Origin of the sequence: Aliarcobacter cryaerophilus ATCC 43158 (assembly GCF_003660105.1) — a bacterium.
Classification (GTDB): domain Bacteria; phylum Campylobacterota; class Campylobacteria; order Campylobacterales; family Arcobacteraceae; genus Aliarcobacter; species Aliarcobacter cryaerophilus.
In genome coordinates this window covers 257,610-275,938 of record NZ_CP032823.1, presented here as the reverse complement: position 1 = coordinate 275,938, position 18,329 = coordinate 257,610, and the positions used below count along the sequence as shown (strand labels likewise).

The window sequence follows — 18,329 nt, the reverse complement described above, 5'->3', positions numbered from 1 at the left end:
GATGAATATAGTAGAAAACTATCAAGAAAATAGAAGAAAATTTCTTCTAAAAAGTGCTAGAACTATTGGTTTAGTAGTACTTGGTAGTTTAACATGGAGTGCATATTTAAGCGAAGTAAAAGCTAGTAACTTGATACTTCGACCACCAGCAGCCTTAAAAGAAGATGACTTTTTGGCTACTTGTATAAAATGTGGACTTTGTGTAGAGGCATGCCCTTTTGATACACTAAAATTGGCAAAACCAGGTGATAATTTACCTTTGGGAACTCCATATTTTGTACCAAGAGATATTCCTTGTTATATGTGTGTTGATATTCCATGTGTTCCAATTTGTCCAACAAAAGCATTAGATGAAAAAAAGGTCAAAAATAGTGAAAATGCTTTTGAGATAAGACAAATGGAGATGGGAGTTGCAGTTGTAGACATAAAATCTTGTGTAGCTTTTTGGGGAATTCAATGCGATGCTTGCTATAGAGCTTGTCCTCTTTTAGGAGAAGCTATTGATATAGTATATGAAAAAAATGAAAGAACAGGTAAACATGCATTTTTAAAACCTGTTGTAAATAGTGATATTTGTACAGGTTGTGGACTTTGTGAAAAAGCCTGTATTACTGAAAAACCAGCAATTTTTGTGCTTCCACGAGAAATTGCACTTGGAAAAGTTGGTGATCACTACATAAAAGGTTGGGATGAAGCAGATGAACAAAGAGTTAAAGATTCAAACATTGAATTAGGTAAAACTAAAATAAATAAAAAAGGTGCAATAGAGTCACTAAATAGCGATATGAAGGATTTACTAGAATGAAAAAATATAGATTTTTAATTGCTAGAAGATTTACACAAGTCTCTATTATAGCTTTATATATTTTAGCAAATATTTATGGAATAAATATTTTAATGGGTAATTTAAGTAGCTCTTTGGTTTTACAAACTGTTACACTAAGCGACCCTTTTGCAGTTTTACAAATGATTTTTGCAGGAGCTATAATCTCTTTTGATATAGCTTTAGGTGCTTTAATTATTTCAATTTTTTATCTTATTCTTGGTGGAAGAGCTTTTTGCTCTTGGGTTTGCCCTGTAAATATAATTACAGACTGTGCAAATTACCTAAGAAGAGTTTTTAAATTTGATGAAGTACAAAAAAAACAACCAGTAACTAGAAATTTAAGATATTGGCTAATTTTAATTAGTTTTATAATCTCATATTTTATGGGGGTTGCAGCTTTTGAGTTAATATCTCCTGTATCAATGGTTCACCGAGGTTTAATCTTTGGGCTTGGATTTGGACTTGCAACAATGATTGTAATATTTTTGTTTGATCTGTTTGTTTTAAAAAATGGTTGGTGTGGACATATTTGTCCTCTTGGTGGATTTTATTCACTAATTGGAAGATTTAGTCTATTAAGAGTTCATCATAATAGTGAAAAATGTACTGCTTGTATGAAATGCAAAGTTGTTTGCCCTGAAATTCAAGTTTTACATATGATAGATAAAAGTAGCGAACCTGTTTTACAAGAGTGTACTTTATGTGCTAGATGTATTGAAGTTTGTGAAGATGATGCACTAAATTTCGAATTAAGAAATTATATGAAGGAGAAAAAATGAAATTAACAAAATTAGCTTTAAGTCTAGTTGCCATTGCAACTCTTTTTACTTTTGCTTATGCTGCAAATAAAAGTATCAAAGAAGAATCTCTTGGAATTAGACAAGATAATCTATTTTCAGAAGATAAAGTTGTAAGTGATGAGACAAAATATGCTACAGAACCTGCTGGAACTAGTACAAAAATCAAAAGAGCATTTGAAAATGCTCCACCTATGATTCCACATGATACAGAAGGAATGTTACCTATTACAATAGATAATAACCAATGTGCTTCATGTCATGATCCAATGGTAGCAGAATCTATGGGTGCAACTCCTATTCCAAAATCTCACTTTACAAGTTTTAGAGAAGATGTAAAAATAGATAAAAAAGGTGAACTTGAAAGAGATGGAAAAATTGTAGCAAATAGTAGTGATTTAAAAACTATTATAAAACCTCTTGATCACTTATCAAATGCTAGATTTAACTGTTCTGCTTGTCATGCACCACAATCTGATAGTAAAATTGTCCCTAAAAATAACTTCCAAACAGAGTTTAGAAGTAGCGATTTAAATGATAAATCAAATCTTATAGACAATATAAATGAGGGTGTAAAATAAGTATGCAAAGAAGAGAGCTTTTTGGCTCTCTTGCAAAACCTTTCAAAAATAGAAGTTTGCAAGAAAAAGCTATAAGACCACCCTACTTTAATGATATAAATCTTTTTTTTACAAAATGTGTGGAATGTTTAGAAAAACCTTGCTTAACTGCTTGTAAAGAAAATATTATAGAGATTTTAGAAGATGGTACTCCAAAGATAAATTTTTCAAATTCTGGTTGTACTTATTGTGATTTATGTGCAATTTCTTGTCAAAATGGTGTTTTAAATATTGAAGATAAAAAGCAAATAGAAGCTAAAATAGAAATTGATATTCTAACTTGCCTATCTTGGCAAAATACTATGTGTTTTTCTTGCAAAGATCCTTGCTTAGAAAATGCAATAGATTTTTTAGGAATGTTTAGACCAAATATAAATAAAAATTGTACTTCTTGTGGCTTTTGTATAAAAGTATGCCCAACAAATGCAATAAAAATAGTTTAGGATTTGTTTTGAAAAATTTAATTTTTACACTTATATTTATTTTTAGCTCATCTTTTTTATATGCAAAAGAGTTAGAAGCGAATTTCTCTTTTTTTGCATCAAGTGGAGTTACAAATATTGCAAAAGATAAACAGAACCTATATTTAGCAACAAATGATGGCTTTGTTGATGTTTTTAACCTTGAAAAAAGAGAGATTATCTCTTCAATAAAGATTAAAAATATAAAAGATTTTACAAATAAAGAGATAAGTGCAAAAATTTTCAGTACCGATATAATTGATGATAAGATTTTAATTTTATCTCAAGGACAAAGCGGTGGAAGAGATATTTTTATATCAAAAGATGGTATTTTAGAAAATATAATTAGCTCAGATGATAGACTTTTCATAGCTTATGCAAAATTCTTAGATGATAATAAAATAGTCTATGCTCTTTTATCAAATCAGATTTTTATATATGATTTCAAAAATAAAAAAATCTTAAAATCAACTCAAGTTTCTCAATCATCTTTTTCTCATTTTGTTTTAAGTAGTGATAAAAAATCTATTTTTATAGCCGATGAAAGTGGAATTGTTTCAGAACTCAACACTTCAAACTTAGAAAAAATTGGACAATTTAAAGGTCAAAATGTAGATAGAGTTTTTCAAGTTGATTTCAAAGAAAATACTCTTCTAGCTTGTGGACAAGATAGAAGAGCATCTATTTATTACAAAAATCAAAAAAAACCATACTATAAATCAATAGATTTTTTGGTATATGCAGGAGCTTTAGATGAAAAAGCAAAAAAAGCAGCAATTTCACTAAATGAAGATAATGATGTTTTAGTTTTTGATGTAGATACAAAAGAGGAGCTTTTTATCCTAAAAGGAAATAAAGCACTTATTACATCTATTTTATTTTTAGATGAAAATAGTTTAGTTGTGGCAAGTGATGATAAAAAAGTAAATATATATAATTTAAAAAAGGATTAAAAATGAATATTTCAAGTATTGTTGTACAAACTCTACCAAAATATCTTGATAGTGTAATAGAAAATCTTAAGAAATCTGGTGTTTGTGATTATCATATGCACGATGAAAAAGGAAGAATTATTATTACAATTGAAGGTAAAAATGTAGAAGAGGAGCTAAAAAAACTAAAAGTAATTGAAGCAATTCCTTATGTAAGTAGTGCTGATATGCAGATGAGCTACAGTGAAGAAGAGCTAGCAAATCATATGGAAGTTTTAGAAAATGCTGATTTGGTTCCAAAAGTTTTAAATGACAAAGATATAAAAGTTGAAGATATGATTTATAGAGGTGATTTAAAACGAAAAGATTTAATAGGTTTTGCAAAAGAGTTTGACAATACTCAAAAATAATACTTAAAAGAAAATAATTATTAAATATTCCTTAAAGTTATTTTTAATAACTTAAGATATAATCCTTCAACTATGAAACTTGAGGGATTATGAAAAAAAATAATATAAACTCGGATACTCTTCTTAACTTAATTTCTAAACACTCTCCTGATATGTTATGGATAAAAGATTTAAATGGTCGTTACTTATATGCAAATAATGCTATTTGTAGTGGTTTACTAATTGCAACTCCTGATGAAGTTATTGGAAAAACTGATATCTTTTTTGCTTTGAGAGAAAGAGAAAAATATAAAGATAATAAAAATTGGCATACATTTGGAGAATTATGCACAAATACTGATTTAGAAACTATAAAATCTATGAAGCCATTAAGGTTTTTAGAAAATGGAAATATTCAAGGAAAAATGAGATATCTTGAAGTTGATAAAGCTCCATTTTTTGATGAAAACAAAAATTTAATTGGAGTTATAGGAACAGCAAGAGATATTACAGAACAGATACTCTTAAAAGAGAGAAATGAATATCTTATGTATTTTGATCATCTAACATCACTTCCAAATAGACAAAAAATCATTTTAGATATTGAAAATAAAAAGCCTAAATCTTCTATTGTTTTTAACATTGACGATTTCAAAGAGGTAAATGATTTTTTTGGTACAAATAATGCTGATAAAATCTTAAAAGATATAGCTTTAAGATTTATAAAATATGAATACACTGCATATAGAATAGATGGTGATGAATTTGCTATTTTATTTTTTGATGAAAAAACAGAAGAAGAGTTACAAAATGAAGCAATTAAGATTATAAATTTACTAGATAGTGAACCTTTTTATATAGACGATAAAACAATTTTAATTACCTTTTCTGTTGGTATTGCAAAAAGCAATGAAAAACTTTTGACAAAAGTAGATATTGCTGTAAATAATGCAAAAACTTCAAATAATCATATTTGTATTTATGAAGAGAGTAAAAATATAGAAGAGAGATATAAAGAAAATATAGAACTTGCAACTCAAATAAAAGAGGCAATTTTAGAAAATAGAATTATTTGTCATTATCAACCTCTTTTAAATATAGAAAATAGTGAAATTTACTCTTATGAAAGTTTAGTAAGACTAATAGATAATAAAGGAAACTCTCTTGCTCCATATAAATTTTTAGATTTTTCTAAAAAAATAAAATTATACTCAAGTATCACAAAAATAGTTGTAGCCCAAGCTTGTAAAACATTCCAAAATAGAGATGAAAACTTCTCTATAAATCTAAGTGTTGATGATATAAAAGATTTAGAAACTGTTGATTTTATATTAAAAACTATAAAAGAGACAAACACATCTTCTAGAGTAACTTTTGAGATTTTAGAGTCAGAAGGTATAGAAAACTATCAAGAAGTTATCTCTTTTATAAATCAAATAAAATCTTTGGGTGCAAGAATTGCAATAGATGATTTTGGAACAGGTTATTCAAATTTTGAGCACCTTTTAAGATTAGATGTTGATTATATTAAAATTGATGGTTCTTTAATAAAAAATATAGTTACCGATGATAAGCATAGATTAATTGTTGAAACAATAGTTAGTTTTGCAAAAAGAATTGGAATTAAAACAGTTGCTGAGTTTGTAAGTGATGAAAAAATATTACAAACTATAAAAGAGATAGGGATTAGTTGTGCTCAAGGTTATCACATAGGAAAACCAGAAACTTTAGTATGAAAAAATTATTATTCATTTTTTTTAGTTTTATATTTTTAAACGCAAATGATATACAAAAGGCATTTTTAGTAGCTATTTATGATGAAAATAGAGTTGAAAATGTACAACATAAAATTAAAACAGATTTTCAATATAAAGGTGAAGTTTTTTTCAAAGTTGCCATAATAGGAAATTACAATAAAGATGTAAATGTGATAACAAAAATAAATAAATCAAATGGAAAATTAATAAATAAAGAAGCTCTTTACAATAGTTTAACAAAAAAAATATATGGATATGAACTAACATTTAGGCATTTAGATGTTGAAAAAGGTTATTTTGAAGTTTTTATAGATGGAAAATTATATGATACAAAGGTTTTTGTAAAATAAATTTTACCAAAATTAGAAATTTATCTAGAAGCATAGCATTAAAATAGCAAACTTTAAGTTTATAAATTGTAAAATTTCATTGATCAAGAGGTTTTATCTACGACTTATCTCTCCTTAGTTAAAATGTAGCAATTTTGGATAAAACCTCTTTCAAAGGTCGTTCTGTAAAATATTAAGTTTATGAAAAGAATTTATTTTATTATTTAAAGCTTAATATAAAAGGGGTTTCTCTCAACCCCTTTTTTTCTCCCTTAATAATTAAAAGGTGGGTTTTCCCCACCTTTTTTTATGTCAAATTTTATAATTTTTTATGATTTTGTTTATTTCATATATGGTTTTAAAACTTCTGGAATTTTAACACTTCCATCAGCTTCTTGATAGTTCTCCATAATTGCCAAAAGAGTTCTTCCAACTGCTAGACTTGAACCATTTAAAGTGTGTGCAAATATATTTTTCTTATCATCTTTATATCTTATTTTTGCTCTTCTTGCTTGAAAATCTCTTGTATTTGAGATTGAAGATATCTCTCTAAATCTATTTTGACCAGGAAGCCAAACTTCTAAATCGATTGTAACAGCTGCTCCAAATCCTAAATCTCCCGTACAAAGTTGTACTTTTTGATGAGCAAGACCTAGTGAAGTTAATAAATCACTAGCGCAATTAACCATCTTAAGAAATATTTCATCTGATTGCTCTTGTGAAGTTATTGCTACCATTTCAACCTTATCAAATTGATGTTGTCTTATAAGTCCTCTTGTATCACGTCCAGCACTTCCAGCTTCCTTTCTAAAGCAAGGAGTATATGATGTAAGAAGAAGCGGAAGTTCATTTTTATCTAAAATCTCATCATTATATAAATTTGTAAGGCTAACTTCTGCTGTTGGAATAAGATATAAATCTTCTCCCTCTATTTTAAACAAATCATCTTCAAATTTTGGAAGTTGCCCTGTTCCTAAAAGAGAGTTTGAATTTGCCATAAAAGGTACATACCACTCGTTAAATCCTCTTGCTCTATTAAAATCTAACATATAGTTTATCAAAGCTCTCTCTAGTCTTGCCCCATCACCTTTAAGTGCTGTAAATCTTGATTTTGCTAACTTTACACCTCTTTGGAAATCTAACCAATCACACTCTAATTCCCAATGCTCTTTTGGTGTAAAATCAAAAGTTGGTTTAGTCCCAATAACTTCTAGAACTACATTTTCATCTTCATCTGCACCAAATGGTACATTTTCATCTGGAAGATTTGGAATTCCTAAAGCAATAGAAGATAGCTCTTCTTCTAAAACTCTAACCTCATCTTCTAACTCTTGTTTTCTATTTTTTAAGTTATTTATTTTTTCTTGAAGTTCTGCAACATCAAGATTCTCTTTTTTGTATCTAGGAAACTCTTTTGAAAGAAGATTTTGTTCTGCTGTTACCTCTTCCATAATTTGTCTTTTTTGTTTTGTATTTTGTGCCAAAGTTTTTAAGTTTTCTAAAACCTCAATTGAAACACCTTTTTTTTGTAAAGAAAGACTAGTTTTTTCAAAGTCATTTTGTAATAGTTTTATATCAATCATATTAACTCTTTTTTTAATTTTTTGCTGATTATATCCAAGTTTACCCTAAAAAAACTTACCACTCAAACTGAAAAGTTGTATGAACTATTTTAAATTTTTCTTTTAAATTATGATTTATTTGATATAAAATATCTTCATAATTTTCTAAATCTTTTTTATCTATTTTTACATGAGCCGTCATATTATACATATCAGCAGTTATCTCCCAAATATGAATATCGTGTAATTCCAAAACTTTTTCATTTCTTTCAATATACTCTTTAACTTCTTTTACATCAACAGGAGAACTTTCAAGTAAAGTATTTGTTGAATTTTTCAAAATATCAATTGCCCATTTTAAAATTACAAGAGCTACAATAACAGCTAAAATAATGTCTATAAAATACCATGAAGTAAAGTAGATAACTATATAACCTATTATAATTGCAACAGAAGATAAAGCATCACTTAACATATGGACGAATGCTGATTTTAAGTTTATATTATTTTTATCTCCTTGCATCAAAATAATACCTGTAGTTATATTTACAAAAAGTCCAATTATTGCAACTATAATAGCTGTTTTTATATCTATAGTTTGGGGTTCTACAAATCTTTGATAAGCTTCATAAACTATCCAAATGATTGATAAAATAATCGTAATTCCATTTATAAAAGCAGCTATTACTTCAATCCTATAATATCCAAACGTCTTAGAAATTGGTGCTGTTTTACTAGCTACTATTATTGCTAAAAGTGAAATAATCAATGCAAAAGAGTGAGTAAACATATGAATTGCATCTGAAATAAGTGCTAAAGAGTTTGATAAAAATCCATAAAAGAACTCTAAAAACATTGTTATTAGAGTAATTCCTAATGCCCATTTTAAAACTTTTTTATCTATTTTTCTGTGATCTTGATGAGTATGTCCATCATCTCTATGATGAGCAGAATCAATATGCTCCTCTTTTTTTATATTAGAAATGAAATTATGATTATGCTTCTTATCATTATGGTGATGATTTGATTTTTCTGATATGAAGGGCTTATGGTCATTTAAACCAAATTTACAATTTGCCATGATTTTTCCTATTTTTATATACTTTTATAATATCAAATAGCTTATATTTTAAAATCAAATACTACAAAGTTAATTCAAGTTTTGCAATAGCACCATTTTTTCCATCTTCTCTATTTTTTATAGAAATTTTTGCATTTAGCGCATCACTTGCAATTTTTGCTAAATACAATCCTAATCCTACACCATTTTCTTTTCCAACTTTTTTAAATGGTGCAAAAACATCTATATTTTCATCTATTCCAATACCTTCATCAATTACATTTAATATAACTTTATCATCTATTTTTTTTAGTTTAATTTTTATAGTTTTACCATTTGGAGTAAACTTTATAGCATTTTGTACAAAATTTTGTAAAATCTGATTAAAAAGTGTCTCTTGAATAATTATATTAAAACTAGATACATTTGAGCTAAATTTTATTGTAATGCTCTTTTTAGATGCAAGCATATTGTAATCATTTGTTTTATATTTTATAAATTCAACTAAATCAATATTTTTTGGTTGTTCAAATTGTGCACCCTCAGTTCTTCCAATATCCAAAATAGAACTAATCATAATATTCATACCATCTATCTCTTTAATTGTAAGCTTAATAGCATCTTCATATTGAGAAATTTCTCTAGGTTTTTTAAGCATTAACTCATTTTTTAGCTTCATTACAGCAAGTGGAGTTTTAAGCTCATGAGCTATTCCTATAAAAAGCTCTTTTTTAAACTTTAAATAAGTTCCTATTCTATTTGTAAGAGAGTTTATAGAGTTTGCTAGAGTTAAAAACTCTTCTGGTAAATCTTTTTTGTCAATTTGAGATAGTGAATTTTCATCCATGTTTGATAGTTTTTTATTTATTTGTACAATAGGTTTTAAAAGTGATTTTGCAACTATTAATGCATAAATTAGCATAAAAATAAAACCTGGAATTGCAAGAGCAAAAAAGTTTTTAAATATTATTAAATAAAGAATATCTTTTTCCAAGCTTATATCTTTTGTAATTTGCAAAATTGCATTATCATGCATTAAAAACTCTAATCTAATAAAAGATTTATCACCCTTTGAGAATTTTGAAAACTCTATTTGTTTTGTATTTTTATTATTTTCTATTAATTCAATAATTTGAGAAGAAGATATTACATTTTGAAACTTATCAAAGCTTATATAGCCTTTTTCTATCTGTTTTGCTTGAAATAGTAAATTATCTTGAATGTTGTCATAAAATGAGTTTTTTGTATATTCAAAAAAAATAAAAGAGAGAATGATAACAAAAAGAGAAGTTGCAAATATAAGCTTTAGATAAAACTGCTTATAAATACTTCTACTCTCCATAATAAATCAGCTAAAGATTACTTTACTTCTACTTGATTTGGGTAACAAAATCTATAACCTCTTCTTCTAATAGTCTCAATAGTTGAGATATTTAAAGGTTTATCCATTTTTTGTCTAATTTGATTAATTGCAACTTCAATAACATTTGGAGTTACAAGCTCAGGCTCTTCCCAAATAGCATCAAGAAGTTGTTCTTTTGAAACAATTTGGTCTCTATGACGTGCAAGGTGAGTTAAAACTTCAAAAGGTTTACCTTTTAATTCTATCTCTACTCCAGCATACTCAATTTTTTCTTCATCTGGATTGATAATTAAATCATCAATCTCTATAATGTTTGTTCCACCAAATCTTAATCTTGCTTCAATTCTTGCAAGTAATATATCAAAATCAAATGGTTTTTTAATAAAATCATCTGCTCCTGATTTTAGAGCCTCTATTTCGCTCTCTTTATCATCTCTTGCAGAGATAATAACAACAGCAGTTCTTGAACTTCTATTTTTTACAATTTTGCAAAGTTCAATTCCATCTCCATCTGGTAACATCCAGTCTGTTAAAACTAAATCATAGTTTCTAATATCGATAAAATACTCAGCATCTTTATAGTTTTCAGCAGTATCAACTTGATAACCAAAATCTATTAATCCCTCTTGTAATGTTCTGTTTAATGTAATTTCATCTTCAATAATTAAAATTCTCATAAAAATCCTTAAGTTAAATTTAATCTTAAAATTGCCTGCAAGTATATCACAAAATTTTCAAAATTTAAAGCTTTATTAAGGTAAATGTTAAAAATCGTAAATCTTTTTTAAAAAAATTATAAAATTATATAAAAATAAACTATTTATTAACTCGAAATGGATAAAATATTGCAATTTAATTTTAAGGAAAAAAATGAAAAAAATAGTTATGAGCTTTATTGCTTCAATTGCTTTAATTTCAACATTAAACGCAGCTGATTTTTATGCTACTGTTGATGGGGATAAAATTACAAAAGATGATATTAATGTTCTTTTGCAAGATCCAAGAGTTGATTTTGATAAACTTCCACAAGAAGCAAAGTCTCAAATTCTTGAAGGCGCAATCAATAGAAAATTAATTGCTAAAAAAGCAATAAAAGATGGAATTGAAAAAGATGCTCAATATGTAGAAGCTATCACAAAAATCAAAGAAGATTTAGCTCTTCAAGTTTGGCAAAAAAATGAAATTGATAAAATCAAATTTAGTGATACAGAAAAAAGAGCTTTTTATGATGCAAACAAATCAAAATTTAATATTCCAGAGACGTTTGAAGCATTCCATATTTTAGTAAATACAGAAGCTGAAGCAAATGCTGTTATAAAAGATTTAGAAAAAGCTGCTGCAAATTCTAAAGAGACAAAATTTAAAGAATTAGCAAATTCAAAATCAAAAGATGCAACTGCTAAAAATGGTGGATACTTAGGAAAATTTGCTGCTGAACAAATGGTTCCAGAATTTGCAATGGCTGTAAAAGCTCTTCCAAAAGGTGGTTATTCTAAAAATCCTACAAAAACTCAATTTGGTTATCATGTAATATTTGTTAAAGAGATTTTCCCTGCAAAACAATTAGCTTTCGATGAAGTAAAAGATAATATAAATCAAGCAATGATAGCTGAAAAATTCAATAAAAAAATTGATGAGCTAACAAAAGAGTTAAGAAAAGATTCTAAAATAGTAATTAAATAAGGAAATAAAATGGGTGTTTTAGACGTAGTAGATGCTGGAGTTCTAACAGGAAGTGAAGCTAAAAAACTATTTGCTTATGCAAAAAAGGAAGGTTTTGCAATTCCTGCTGTTAATGTTGTAGGAACTGACTCTATAAATGCTGTTTTAGAAGCAGCATCAAAAGTAAAATCTCCTGTGATTATTCAATTTTCAAATGGGGGAGCTAGTTTTTATGCTGGAAAAGGTTTAAAATCTAGTGATGCAGCAATTTTAGGAGCAATTAGTGGAGCAAACCACGTTCACTCTATGGCAAAAGCTTATGGAATTCCAGTAATCTTACATACAGACCATGCTGCAAAAAAACTTCTTCCTTGGATAGATGGACTTTTAGAAGCTGGTTTTGATTTTTTCAAAAAACATGGAAGACCTCTTTTTACTTCTCATATGCTTGATCTTAGCGAAGAGAGTTTAGAAGAAAATATTGCAATTAGTGTTGATTATTTTAAAAGAATGAAAGACATTGATATGATGATTGAAATTGAACTTGGAATTACAGGTGGAGAAGAAGATGGAGTAGATAACTCTGATGTTGATAATTCACTTTTATATACACAACCAAGTGAAGTAGCATTTGCTTATGAAAGCTTAAGTAAAGTTGGAGAAAATTTTACAATAGCTGCTAGCTTTGGTAATGTTCATGGTGTTTATAAACCAGGAAATGTTGTACTTAGTCCAAAAATACTAGATAACTCTCAAAAATTTATAGAAGATAAGTATAAAACTTCTAAAAATCCAGTTGATTTTGTATTCCACGGTGGAAGTGGTTCACTTTTAAGTGAAATTAGAGAAGCTATTTCATACGGTGTTATTAAGATGAATATTGATACAGATACTCAATGGGCAACTTGGGATGGAGTAAGAGCTTATGAAGCTAAATATCACGGATATCTACAAGGGCAAATTGGAAATCCTGAAGGTGAAGATAAACCAAACAAAAACTACTACGACCCACGAAAATGGTTAAGAGCAGGACAAGAAACTATGATAGCTAGACTTGAAACTGCATTTACTGATTTATTAGCTCTAAACAAAAACTAAAACATAAATAAAAATTGATTAAAACCTAGTTTTTAATCAATTTTTGCTAAAATCTTCAAAAATTTCTCAAAAAAAGATACAAAATGATTACATTAAATGATATAAAAGATGCTAAAAAAAGGCTAGATGGTACAGTTTACAAAACTCCACTTATGAAAGCTCCTTTTTTAAGTATACAAAAGAATGCTGAAATTTTCTTCAAAGAAGACAATCTACAACTAACAGGAAGTTTTAAATTAAGAGGAGCTTTTAATAAAGTTGCAATGCTTGATGATGAAAAAAAAGCTGCTGGAGTTGTAGCAGCAAGTGCTGGAAATCATGCTCAAGGTTTAGCTTTTGCTGCTTCTTATTTCAAATGCGAAGCAACTATTTTTATGCCAGAAGCTACACCCCTTACAAAAGTTTTAGGGGTAAAATCTTATGGTGCTAATGTTGTTTTAACTGGTGAAAACTTCGATGAAGCATATGCAAGTGCAATAAAATTTGCAAAAGATAACAACAAAGAGTTTGTTCATCCATTTGCTGATGATGAAGTAATAGCAGGTCAAGGAACTATTGCTTTAGAAATTTTAGAAAAAATTGACAATATTGACGAAATAATCGTACCAATTGGCGGTGGTGGATTAATTTCTGGAGTTGCAATTGCAGCAAAAAGTATAAATCCAAATATAAAAATAATTGGTGTTGTAGCAAGTGGTGCAAAAGGTATGAAAGAGAGTTTTGAAGCAAGAATGCCAATAGACTCATCTAGTGTTAGAACTATTGCAGATGGAATTGCAGTTCGTGATGTTAATCCAAAGTTACTAGATATTATTTTGGAATATGTTGATGAAATTGTTGAAGTAAGTGATAATGAAACAGCAAATGCAATTCTTTTTTTACTAGAAAAACATAAACTTATGGTTGAAGGAGCTGGGGCTGTTAGTGTTGCAGCTATTATGCACGATAAAGTAAATATAGAAAATAAAAAAGTATGTGCAGTTGTAAGTGGTGGAAATATAGATGTTACAATGCTTTCAATAATTATTGAAAAAGGTCTAATAAAATCTCATAGAAAGATGAATTTAATAGTAACATTAATGGATAAACCAGGAGCTTTAATGCATTTAACAGATGTTTTCACTCAATGTTCAGCAAATATTGTAGAAATTGATTTTGATAGAAATTCTGTTAAATTAGAATTTGGAGAAGCTTATGTAACTATTGCTTTAGCAACAAAGGGTGAAGAGCATCAAGAGCAAATAAGAGAAAATTTGAAACAAAATGGATATAGATTTAAACAAATTTAGATTAATTTTTTATATTTATAAAGATTTTAGAAAACAAATATTATAATCTGCGCATAATTTAGTAATCGTAGAAAAGAAAAAAGGAAGAAAATGGAAGGAAGATTGTTTACATTCTTAGGAACTATTGGTGGTCACGGACAAGAGTGGATAATTTTATCTCACTTTGTTTTAGTAATTGGAATTATTTTTCTAGTTTCTAGAATGGCTACAAGAAAAATGCAACTAGTTCCAACAGGAAGCCAAAATGTTTTAGAGGCATTTGTAGGTGGTATTATTGCTATGGGTAGCGATACTATGGGTGAAAAAAATGCTAGAGTTTATATGCCATTAATTGGATCTTTAGCTTTAGTTATATTTGTTAGTAATATGATAGGAGTAATTCCAGGTTTTGAAGCACCAACAAGTAATATAAACTTTACTGCATCTTTAGCTATCATAGTTTTTGTATATTACAACTATTTAGGAATTAAGAAAAATGGTTTTGTAAACTATTTTAAACATTTTATGGGACCAATGCCAGTATTAGCTCCTTTAATGTTCCCAATTGAGATTATCTCACACTTATCAAGAATAATATCTCTATCTTTTAGGTTATTTGGTTCTATTAGAGGTGATGATATGTTCTTAATGGTACTTTTAATGTTAGTTCCATGGATTTTACCACTACCAGGGTTTTTCCTATTAACTGCATTTGGTGTTTTACAAGCATTTATTTTTAGTATCCTAACATATGTTTATATAGCAGGTTCTATTATGATGGAAGAAGAGCATCACTAAGAACTTCTTAGTATAATAAATCACAAAAGGGAGTAAGTTTCACTTATTCCCTTTTTTATTGGAAAAAAATATGAAAAATATAAAATCTTATCTAATAACTGATCCAAACTATTTTTCAAATAATCCAGAAAAATTTGAAGAAAAATTAAGAACTGTTTTAAAAAACCATAAAATTGATTTCGCTTGTTTTAGAGATAAAAGTTCACAAAATATTGAAGAGTTAGCTAAAATATTTTTACAAATTTGTAAAGAGTTTAAAATAGAAAATATTTTTATTAACTCAAATATAACTTTAGCAACCAAGCTAGGCTTTGATGGAGTTCATCTAAATTCACAACAATTTGATAAAATCGAAAATGCAAAAAAATCAAATCTTATTACAATTATATCTTGCCACACTTTAGAAGAGTTAGAAAATTCAATGAAGAAAAATATAGATTTTGCAACATACTCTCCTATTTTTGATACACCAAACAAAGGAGAATCAAAAGGAGTAGAACAATTAAATGAAGCTACAAAAAACTTTCCAAATCTAAAGATATTTGCACTTGGAGGAATAATAAAGGATGAACAGATAAAAGATATAGAAAAAACCAAAGCTTATGGTTTTGCATCTATTAGATATTTTATTTAAGCCTCTAAAAATTCTACGCTATGCTCTTTCAAGTAAACTAGATACCCTTCTACACTTTTTGTATTAAAAATCTCACAAACTGCTTTTTTATAGTATTCTATTTGTGTTTTATGAGAAGATAAAAACTCTGTTGTAGTTTTATAATCAACAATAATAAATCTATCATCTTTATATAAAAGTAGATCTATAACCTTTATCTCTTCATTGTAAACCAAAGCTTGTTCTTGTACTATTTGTGCATCTTTAATTAAATTTTGAAATTTATCATTTTTAATTAAATTTTGAATAATCTTTTTTATAGATACAAAATCAAACTCATCTAAATAGTTAAAATATTTTGTTTTTGATAAATTTAAACCATGATTTAAAGCTTTTTCATCAAAGTTACTCATCATTTCTAAAGTATAGTGCGTAGCAAGTCCAAAATATTTTGATTTTAAAATATCTACATTGACACCATTATTATCTTTTGAAGATTTTATATCTTGTTTTCCTAAATTTAATGGTTCATAAGTAACCTTTTTATTAATACTTTTTGTCTGTACAACTTCACTTAAAATTAAATTTCCAAATTTAAAAGGTGTTATATCTAAAATATCAAATACACTACTTTTCTCTTTTTTAAATACAATTAGATTATTTTTAGCACGAGTTAGTGCAACATAAAGAACATTTTTTTCATCATCAAGATTTAGATTTTTCTCTTTTTCTAAAGCTTTTTTATACTCTAAATCAAAATTTTCATAACCAGAAACCTTATAATATATATTATTTAAGTTAATATTCTCATAATCAAACAAAAGAGAACTTTTATCATGATTTTTTCTTTTTATTCTATCGATTAAGATTGTTGTGTGAAACTCTAAACCTTTTGATTTAAAAATAGTAAGTATTTGTAACCCAGAATTTTCACTATTTTCAATACTAATATCTAATTTATCAATTTCATAAATAAAATCAACAATATTGAAATAAATACCTGATTGCTCTATTAGTTTTATAATATTTTCATCAATAATATCAAAATAACTTGCAACAAAATATAAAACTTTTTCTACACTTAATTCATTTAAATTAATATCAATCAAAAACTCACTATTTATATTCTTTCCTACAAGAGCATTAAAATTTTCTTTATAAATATTTTCTTTAAAATATATATATTTTATAGCATTTATAAGTGCTTTTACATTTTGTTGATTAATTAATTTAGAACTCATATCAGTTCTAATTTTAAGATTTGGTAATTTTTCTTTTATATAGTAAAAAAGTCCTAAAACATCACTATTTGTATAACACAAAATTGCAATATCATTTGCGTTTATTCCATTATCTAATAGCTCATTTATTTTATTTAAAATAGCTGAAAATTTATCCTCACTTTGTAAACTTGAATCTTCTATAACTTCTACAAATCCATCTTTTCTAATACTTTTTTGAGCTAAATAATCATAATTTGGAAGACTTAAAAAAGTATTATTTACAAAATCAATAATATTTTTACTAGACCTATAGTTTGTATTTAGATTTTCAAGTTTGATATTACTATTTTCACTCAAAACAAAATCAAATAACTCTCTTTTACCTCCACGAAATCTATAAATACTCTGCTTTGGATCACCAACATAAAAAAATGTTTTGAATTTCTCACTATCTCCAGCAATTACCTCATCAATCAAAGGCTTTAAAATTTTATACTGTAAAATAGAAGTATCTTGAAACTCATCAATTAAAATATGGTTATAGTTACTATCTAGTCTAAAATATAAAAAATCTTTATTGATTTTATTATTTAAAAGCTCAAATACCAAATTTGAAATATCATTAAACTCAAAATAGTTTTTTTCTATATTAAAACTTTTTTTAAACTCTTTGAAATTTATATAAAGCTTAAAAATTTTATTTAAACTATATGAAGTTCTTAATTTATAGTAATTTAAAAAACTATCTTTAAGTTCTAAAAATAGACTATTTATCTCTTCATTTGCACATTTTTTAAAATATGAATAGTCATAAATAGTATCTTTTTCTATCCAAGTATTTGAAAAAAGCTCATCAAAATTTGTAAAAGATACAGCTTTTATTGCACTTGCACTTGCAGCTTTACAATTTAAAATATGCTCTTTTATCTTAAAAGCTTTTTCTAAAATATCATTTTTTATGAGATTAATTAATTTTGCATCTATTTCTATAGAATTTATCTTTTCATTTTTTTCAATTAAGATTTTAAATAGTTCAAAAATAGAGGAAAATTTTTTCTTCTCATATAAAGAGAACTCAACTAACTCTTTGAAGCTATTCTCATCTAAACTTTGTAAAAATTTATAACTCAAAATTTCCATATCATCATTTGAAATTTTAAAATCATCCCCTATTCCAATATATCCACAAAACTCTCGTAAAATTTTATTTACAAACTTATCAATAGTAAAAATACTTGAACTATCATTTATAAATAGTTTTATAAGTAGTGACTTTTTACCTAAAACTTCCTCTTTTGTAAAATTTGATACTCTTATAATCTCATTTAAATATGCTTCATCATCACCTAATGTTTGAAGTGTATTAAAAACTCTTTGACTCATCTCAGCTGCTGCTTTATTTGTAAAAGTTAGAGTTAAAATTTCACTAGGTTTTGCTCCTAAAAGAAGTAAACTAATGTATCTTACGGTTAATGCAAAAGTTTTTCCACTGCCTGCACTGGCTTTTAATGCTAAATATTTTTCCATATTTTCATTTTACTATATTTCATTTTAAAAGAGATTTTTAGATA

18 protein-coding genes are annotated in these 18,329 nt (G+C 26.8%); 13 read left to right on the top strand and 5 right to left on the bottom strand.

All coding sequences use genetic code 11. From position 1 onward, the window contains the following. Window position 1: 1 nt before the first annotated feature. The 8 genes from napG (at window position 2) to ACRYA_RS01295 (ending at window position 6,132) form a co-directional block, all read left to right on the top strand. Window positions 2-805, top strand: coding sequence for a ferredoxin-type protein NapG (gene napG, locus ACRYA_RS01330; protein ID WP_105918240.1), 804 nt, complete (start codon window positions 2-4; stop codon window positions 803-805). Next, window positions 802-1,605: a quinol dehydrogenase ferredoxin subunit NapH gene (gene napH, locus ACRYA_RS01325; RefSeq protein WP_105918241.1), complete on the top strand. Its 804-nt coding sequence runs from the start codon at window positions 802-804 to the stop codon at window positions 1,603-1,605. The genes napG and napH overlap by 4 nt, the downstream gene beginning before the upstream one ends. Further along, window positions 1,602-2,204 carry a nitrate reductase cytochrome c-type subunit gene (locus ACRYA_RS01320; RefSeq protein WP_105918242.1) on the top strand — a complete coding sequence of 201 codons (603 nt, stop codon included), beginning with the start codon at window positions 1,602-1,604 and terminating at the stop codon, window positions 2,202-2,204. The genes napH and ACRYA_RS01320 overlap by 4 nt, the downstream gene beginning before the upstream one ends. 2 nt (window positions 2,205-2,206) lie before the next feature. Next, complete coding sequence (locus tag ACRYA_RS01315; RefSeq protein WP_105918243.1) at window positions 2,207-2,686, top strand: 4Fe-4S binding protein; 480 nt, start codon at window positions 2,207-2,209, stop codon at window positions 2,684-2,686. 8 nt (window positions 2,687-2,694) lie between these two features. Further along, window positions 2,695-3,657: a WD40 repeat domain-containing protein gene (locus ACRYA_RS01310; protein WP_228199763.1), complete on the top strand. Its 963-nt coding sequence runs from the start codon at window positions 2,695-2,697 to the stop codon at window positions 3,655-3,657. A 2-nt stretch (window positions 3,658-3,659) separates the two neighbouring features. Next, a complete protein-coding gene (locus ACRYA_RS01305) occupies window positions 3,660-4,046 on the top strand; it encodes a chaperone NapD (protein ID WP_105918244.1) in 387 nt (128 codons plus the stop codon). Window positions 4,047-4,135: 89 nt separating this feature from the next. Continuing rightward, window positions 4,136-5,761, top strand: a complete 1,626-nt coding sequence (locus ACRYA_RS01300) for an EAL domain-containing protein (protein WP_105918245.1) — start codon at window positions 4,136-4,138, stop codon at window positions 5,759-5,761. Further along, window positions 5,758-6,132 (top strand): hypothetical protein, encoded by a 375-nt coding sequence (locus ACRYA_RS01295; protein WP_105918246.1) that lies wholly within the window; start codon window positions 5,758-5,760, stop codon window positions 6,130-6,132. Before ACRYA_RS01300 ends, ACRYA_RS01295 begins: the two co-directional genes overlap by 4 nt. Before the next feature lie 320 nt (window positions 6,133-6,452). Here ACRYA_RS01295 and serS read toward each other — a convergent pair whose 3' ends face one another. The 4 genes from serS to hsrA all read right to left on the bottom strand — a co-directional run bounded on the left by serS (window position 6,453) and on the right by hsrA (window position 10,773). Next, window positions 6,453-7,694 (bottom strand): serine--tRNA ligase, encoded by a 1,242-nt coding sequence (gene serS, locus ACRYA_RS01290; RefSeq protein ID WP_105918247.1) that lies wholly within the window; start codon window positions 7,692-7,694, stop codon window positions 6,453-6,455. A 55-nt stretch (window positions 7,695-7,749) separates the two neighbouring features. After that, window positions 7,750-8,754 (bottom strand): cation diffusion facilitator family transporter, encoded by a 1,005-nt coding sequence (locus ACRYA_RS01285; RefSeq protein WP_105918248.1) that lies wholly within the window; start codon window positions 8,752-8,754, stop codon window positions 7,750-7,752. Window positions 8,755-8,815: 61 nt separating this feature from the next. Then, a complete protein-coding gene (locus ACRYA_RS01280) occupies window positions 8,816-10,075 on the bottom strand; it encodes a sensor histidine kinase (protein ID WP_105918249.1) in 1,260 nt (419 codons plus the stop codon). A gap of 17 nt (window positions 10,076-10,092) precedes the next feature. Beyond that, the gene (gene hsrA, locus ACRYA_RS01275; RefSeq protein ID WP_105918250.1) at window positions 10,093-10,773 is read right to left on the bottom strand and encodes a homeostatic response regulator transcription factor HsrA; all 681 of its coding nucleotides are present in this window, start codon (window positions 10,771-10,773) and stop codon (window positions 10,093-10,095) included. A 193-nt stretch (window positions 10,774-10,966) separates the two neighbouring features. Between hsrA and ACRYA_RS01270 the strand changes: the two genes are divergently transcribed. From ACRYA_RS01270 to ACRYA_RS01250, 5 genes are all read left to right on the top strand, one after another. Further along, window positions 10,967-11,779: a peptidylprolyl isomerase gene (locus ACRYA_RS01270; RefSeq protein ID WP_105918251.1), complete on the top strand. Its 813-nt coding sequence runs from the start codon at window positions 10,967-10,969 to the stop codon at window positions 11,777-11,779. A 9-nt stretch (window positions 11,780-11,788) separates the two neighbouring features. After that, on the top strand, window positions 11,789-12,856 hold the full coding sequence (gene fbaA, locus ACRYA_RS01265; protein ID WP_105918252.1) for a class II fructose-bisphosphate aldolase: 1,068 nt from the start codon (window positions 11,789-11,791) through the stop codon (window positions 12,854-12,856). A gap of 83 nt (window positions 12,857-12,939) precedes the next feature. Further along, window positions 12,940-14,145, top strand: coding sequence for a threonine ammonia-lyase (ilvA, locus tag ACRYA_RS01260; RefSeq protein ID WP_105918253.1), 1,206 nt, complete (start codon window positions 12,940-12,942; stop codon window positions 14,143-14,145). A gap of 90 nt (window positions 14,146-14,235) precedes the next feature. Continuing rightward, a complete protein-coding gene (locus ACRYA_RS01255; protein ID WP_105918254.1) occupies window positions 14,236-14,922 on the top strand; it encodes a F0F1 ATP synthase subunit A in 687 nt (228 codons plus the stop codon). Window positions 14,923-14,992: 70 nt separating this feature from the next. Continuing rightward, window positions 14,993-15,556 carry a thiamine phosphate synthase gene (locus ACRYA_RS01250; protein ID WP_228199762.1) on the top strand — a complete coding sequence of 188 codons (564 nt, stop codon included), beginning with the start codon at window positions 14,993-14,995 and terminating at the stop codon, window positions 15,554-15,556. On the opposite strand, the gene ACRYA_RS01245 is transcribed toward ACRYA_RS01250, so the two are convergent. Continuing rightward, window positions 15,553-18,285: a RecB-like helicase gene (locus ACRYA_RS01245; protein WP_121443265.1), complete on the bottom strand. Its 2,733-nt coding sequence runs from the start codon at window positions 18,283-18,285 to the stop codon at window positions 15,553-15,555. The two genes, ACRYA_RS01250 and ACRYA_RS01245, sit on opposite strands and share 4 nt — an antisense overlap. Window positions 18,286-18,329 lie beyond the last annotated feature (44 nt).